4 protein-coding genes are annotated in these 4,243 nt (G+C 58.7%); 2 read left to right on the top strand and 2 right to left on the bottom strand.

All coding sequences use genetic code 11. From position 1 onward, the window contains the following. Positions 1-220 precede the first annotated feature (220 nt). Both VMJ11_RS30885 and VMJ11_RS30880 read left to right on the top strand, forming a co-directional pair. Positions 221-496, top strand: a complete 276-nt coding sequence (locus tag VMJ11_RS30885; RefSeq protein ID WP_325624695.1) for a hypothetical protein — start codon at positions 221-223, stop codon at positions 494-496. Next, positions 406-1,455 (top strand): ISL3 family transposase, encoded by a 1,050-nt coding sequence (locus VMJ11_RS30880; RefSeq protein ID WP_325624697.1) that lies wholly within the window; start codon positions 406-408, stop codon positions 1,453-1,455. The genes VMJ11_RS30885 and VMJ11_RS30880 overlap by 91 nt, the downstream gene beginning before the upstream one ends. A 553-nt stretch (positions 1,456-2,008) precedes the next feature. On the opposite strand, the gene VMJ11_RS30875 is transcribed toward VMJ11_RS30880, so the two are convergent. Continuing rightward, positions 2,009-2,239 (bottom strand): hypothetical protein, encoded by a 231-nt coding sequence (locus VMJ11_RS30875; protein ID WP_325624694.1) that lies wholly within the window; start codon positions 2,237-2,239, stop codon positions 2,009-2,011. Positions 2,240-2,303: 64 nt separating this feature from the next. Beyond that, entirely contained in the window at positions 2,304-4,133 is a 1,830-nt protein-coding gene (locus VMJ11_RS30870; protein ID WP_325624692.1) for a carbamoyltransferase, read from the bottom strand. Between the last annotated feature and the right edge of the window lie 110 nt (positions 4,134-4,243).

Here is a 4,243-nt window from a genome sequence, read left to right as displayed (position 1 = left end):
CTACCCGTGGCTTAGGCACCGCCGGGGTTCGCGTTGCTCCGCGCTGCGGCAACGGCGAAATAGCGCGCAGACGGCATTGATTGAAAAAACGTGGGTCGGATATAGAATTGGGTCTTCGCGTTTTTCTGTGGGTGAATTTCTCTGGTCAATGGTCTGAACGCTAATCTGGGCGTGGGTTTGCGGAGTTTTGGGGCGTCGAAAAATCTGGCATGATTTCGCGATGGCTACTTCGCGCAAACGCAAGCGTCTGTCCGACGCATACCGCTTCGACGGATTCCGTCCTCTCGAAGAGCTGCATGGCGTGTTCGGCGACCGCGTCGCGCGCGTCATTACTCTTGTTCGGCGCTCAAAAAAAAGCGCTGCAAGGGATGTGCGCGCGCATGTCCGGGGTACGACCACAAGCGAATTCTCGCGAGAGATTTGCCCAGTGGAGGTTGCAGAATCTATCTGGATCTCGAAGTATTCCGGGTCCGATGTCGATGCGATGGAACTGTGAAGCCCGAGCGACTGAGTTTTCTCGCTGACAACCCGCACTTCACGAAGCGCTTCGCGTGGTATGTCGGCCGTCGTTGTCGGGAAAGTACGCTTAAGGATGTGGCTGACGAGTTCAATCTGGATTGGCACACGGTCAAGGAGCTGGACAAGCAGTACATGCGTGCTCAACTGGAGCGGTTTGGCTCGCCCGGGCCGAAGGTCATCGGTATCGACGAGATCTCGATCGGCAAGGGGAAAGCAGCAGGCTCGTACCGGATTGTGGTGAGCGACCTGATACGGGGTCGTGCGATCTGGTTTGGCGGTGAAGATCGCAAGGATGCCAGCATGCGCCAGTTTTATGACTGGCTGGGCGAGAAGAAGGCTCGCGGTATCCGTCTGGTCGTCATGGACATGTGGAGACCGTTTTACAACGTTGCAAAGGAGCGCGTCCCACAGGCGGACATTCTTTACGACAAGTTCCACGTCATGAAGCAACTCCACGAGGCAATGGATAAGGTTCGCAAGAGCGAATACGCTCGCCTGCAAGGCGAGCAACGACGCTATATCAAAGGCCAGAAGTATGTGCTGCTCAGTCACCGTGAGAACCTGTCGATGGAGGGCCGCAAGTCGTTGAAAACACTGCTGGCCGCCAACAAACGCCTTAACACTGCCTACCTGCTCAAGGAATCGTTTGGGCAATTGTGGGACTACGAACGCGAAGGCTGGGCCCGCCGTTTCTTCGACAACTGGAAAGCCAGTCTGAAGTGGCAGCGCATCGACCCGTATGAGAAATTTGCCACGATGGTTGAGAGTCATTGGGATGGAATCGCTTCTTACTGCAAGCCAGAGAACAAGGTACCACTGGGCTTCGTTGAAGGGCTCAATAACAAGATTCGAGTCATCCAGCGACGGTCATACGGACTGCGTGACGAAGAGTATCTGCGGCTGAAAATCCTCACCTGCATGCTCCCTCGGCTATGAAAATCCGCATTTTTTACCCACAGAAAAACGCGAAGATCCAAAATAGTCTTCGATGGCAGAGAAGGCTTGACGCACATCAATCGCGCGCGTGCAGCACGGTATGCGGAGACGAGGTTTGGGATCGCAACTGACGAGGACATCGCGCCTCGCGCCGTGCCGGTTGAACGTGACAACACCGTCGAACACGTTCTTTCAAGTTGCGCGCGGTGTCATCATATGGATGAACGTACAGATTTCCGTCGCGTCGGAACTGTATATGGCGCTCAGCGTCTTCCGGCATCGTTCAGATGCCGCTCTGCAACCTAGCACCGGCAGGGCGCATAGCGCTCCTCTGGCAGGATGCGATGGGCTACGGCCGCTCGTCGCGGCGTCACACTGCTCCCCGGGCAATTGTTGCTGCCGTGCGATCGCATACAAACTTTCAAGGCCGACGCCCATCAGGGTCATCGGCCTGCAGATGGCCCGGATCAGCTACACATTACTGAGGATTCTGATCAGTTGCGTTTTGAGCAGCCACCATATGGCCACCACAAACTTGGCATGACACGCCAGCTCAATACATCGCATAGACGAACTGCGAAACGATCTCGGTCTCGTCGGCAGGCGCGCGAAGCGCCTTCGCCATCTTGCGCCACTCCGGCTCGAGCAGCACCAGCGCATTCAGCCCCTGCTCGCGCCAGATCGACAGCAACGCATCGATCATGTCTTCCTCGACAATAATCGGCTCCGGCTCGAAGACGTCGAGAAAATATGACACGCATGCGGGATCTGTCTTCCCCAGCAAGAACGGCTCGACTCTCTGCCTGTCACATGCCAGCTTCGAGCGAAAGAATTTCCCAAGGTCAGCGTCAGTCAAGTTGATACTCCTTCTTCCAGGAATCGTCCGTTTCGACGGGTGCCTGCTCATTGCGATAGAGAATGTGGTTGCCCATCACGAGCACGTCGATCTCCGTGCGCATGAAGCAGCGATAGGCATCCTCGGGCGAGCAGACGATCGGCTCACCCCGCACGTTGAACGACGTGTTGACGAGCAGGGGGCATCCCGTCAGCGCCTCAAACTCCCGTAACACAGAATACATCCTCGGGTTCACGTCTTCCTCCACCGTCTGGATGCGCGCGCTGTAGTCAATGTGCGTAATCGCCGGGACCGTGCTGCGCACCGCGTTGACGATTTGCAGCATGTCCTCCGGATCGGATGACGCCTCCGGCACCCGCCTGTGCTCTTCCCGCACAGGCGCGACGATCAGCATGTAGGGACTGTCAGTGTCGAGCTCGAAATAGTCCGCCGCGCGGCGTTTCAGCACGATGGGCGCAAAGGGCCGGAACGATTCCCGGAACTTGATTTTCAGGTTCATGCGCGATTGTGTCGTCGCTGCGCGCGGGTCGCCGAGGATCGAACGGCCGCCAAGTGCGCGCGGCCCGAACTCCATGCGGCCCGAAAACATGCCGACGATCTTTTGCCCGGCCAGCAGGTTCGCAATCTTCGCGGCGCCAGCATCGGCCTGATCCAGCGAGTGATAAGGGGCGCCGGATTGCGACAGGAACGTGACGATTTCGTCGTCGTTATATTCCGGGCCGACAAAGCTCCCTTGCTGCGCATCTCTCGCGCCGACTGGGGAGGGCCGGACGCCACCGAGCATGTTGAAGTCGGCGAGATAGGCCGCGCCGATCGCGCCTCCCGCGTCGCCCGCGGCCGGCTGGATCCAGATGTCGTCGAAGATCCCCGCGCGAAGAATCTTCCCGTTGGCCACGCAGTTCAAGGCAACGCCCCCGGCGAGACACAGATTCGCTGCGCCCGTCATATCGCGCAGCGTGCGCGAGATCTTCAGCATGACCTCCTCGGTCACGGCCTGGATGGACGCGGCAAGATCCATTTCGCGCTGCGTGATGCGCGACTCCGGTACGCGAGGCGGCCCGTCGAAGAGCCGATGGAAGCGTTCGTTCGTGAGCGTCAGCCCTTTGTGAAAATCGAAAAAGTCAAGATTGAGCCTGAATGAGCCGTCGTTCTTGATGTCGATCAGGTGCTCCTTGATCTTCTCCGCGTGAACAGGGTTGCCGTAGGGCGCGAGGCCCATCAGCTTGTACTCTCCGCTGTTGACCTTGAAACCGCAAAAGAACGTGAATGCGCTGTAGAGCAGGCCTAGCGAATGTGGATAGCGAATCTCCTTGAGGATCTCGATCCCGCTGGCGCGCCCGATGCCGAGGCTCGTGGTCGACCACTCCCCGACGCCATCGACGCACAGCACGGCCGCCTCCTCGAACGGCGACGGAAAGAACGCCGATGCCGCGTGCGAATAGTGATGCCTCGCGAAGTAAATCGGCACGTCGCAGTTCAGCATTTCCTCGATCAAGTCCTTGAAATAGGGCTTTACGGCGAAGAACGAGCGAACCGCACGGGTAAAGAACACCTCGGACTCGGGGGCGAATGCGATCGACGAACGGATGATCCGGTCGGCCGTCAGCGCGGGATCGTCGTAGAACGCGATCGCCGCCAGGTCGCTGCCGTCGATCTCCGCCTCCTCGAGACAGTAATTGATCGCGCCGCGCGGGAAGCGCGGGTCGTGTTTCTTGCGGCTGAATCGTTCTTCCTGCGCCGCAGCGACGATTACTCCGTCTTTTAGCACCGCGGCGGCCGAGTCGTGATAGAAGGCCGACACGCCGAGTACGTACCTGGACATGGTTCTTCCTCCGCGACGATGGAAGGTTGCTCGTTGTACCACCCGGCAAATCGGGGCCGCCCTACGCTCCGCACACACTCCGCGAGCGCGATTTGGCGCGAGGACGTGAT

Origin of the sequence: Paraburkholderia sp., from assembly GCF_035501035.1 — a bacterium.
Lineage (GTDB): Bacteria > Pseudomonadota > Gammaproteobacteria > Burkholderiales > Burkholderiaceae > Paraburkholderia.
Note: the sequence above shows the minus strand (reverse complement) of the source record. Positions and strands in the feature narration are given on the sequence as shown.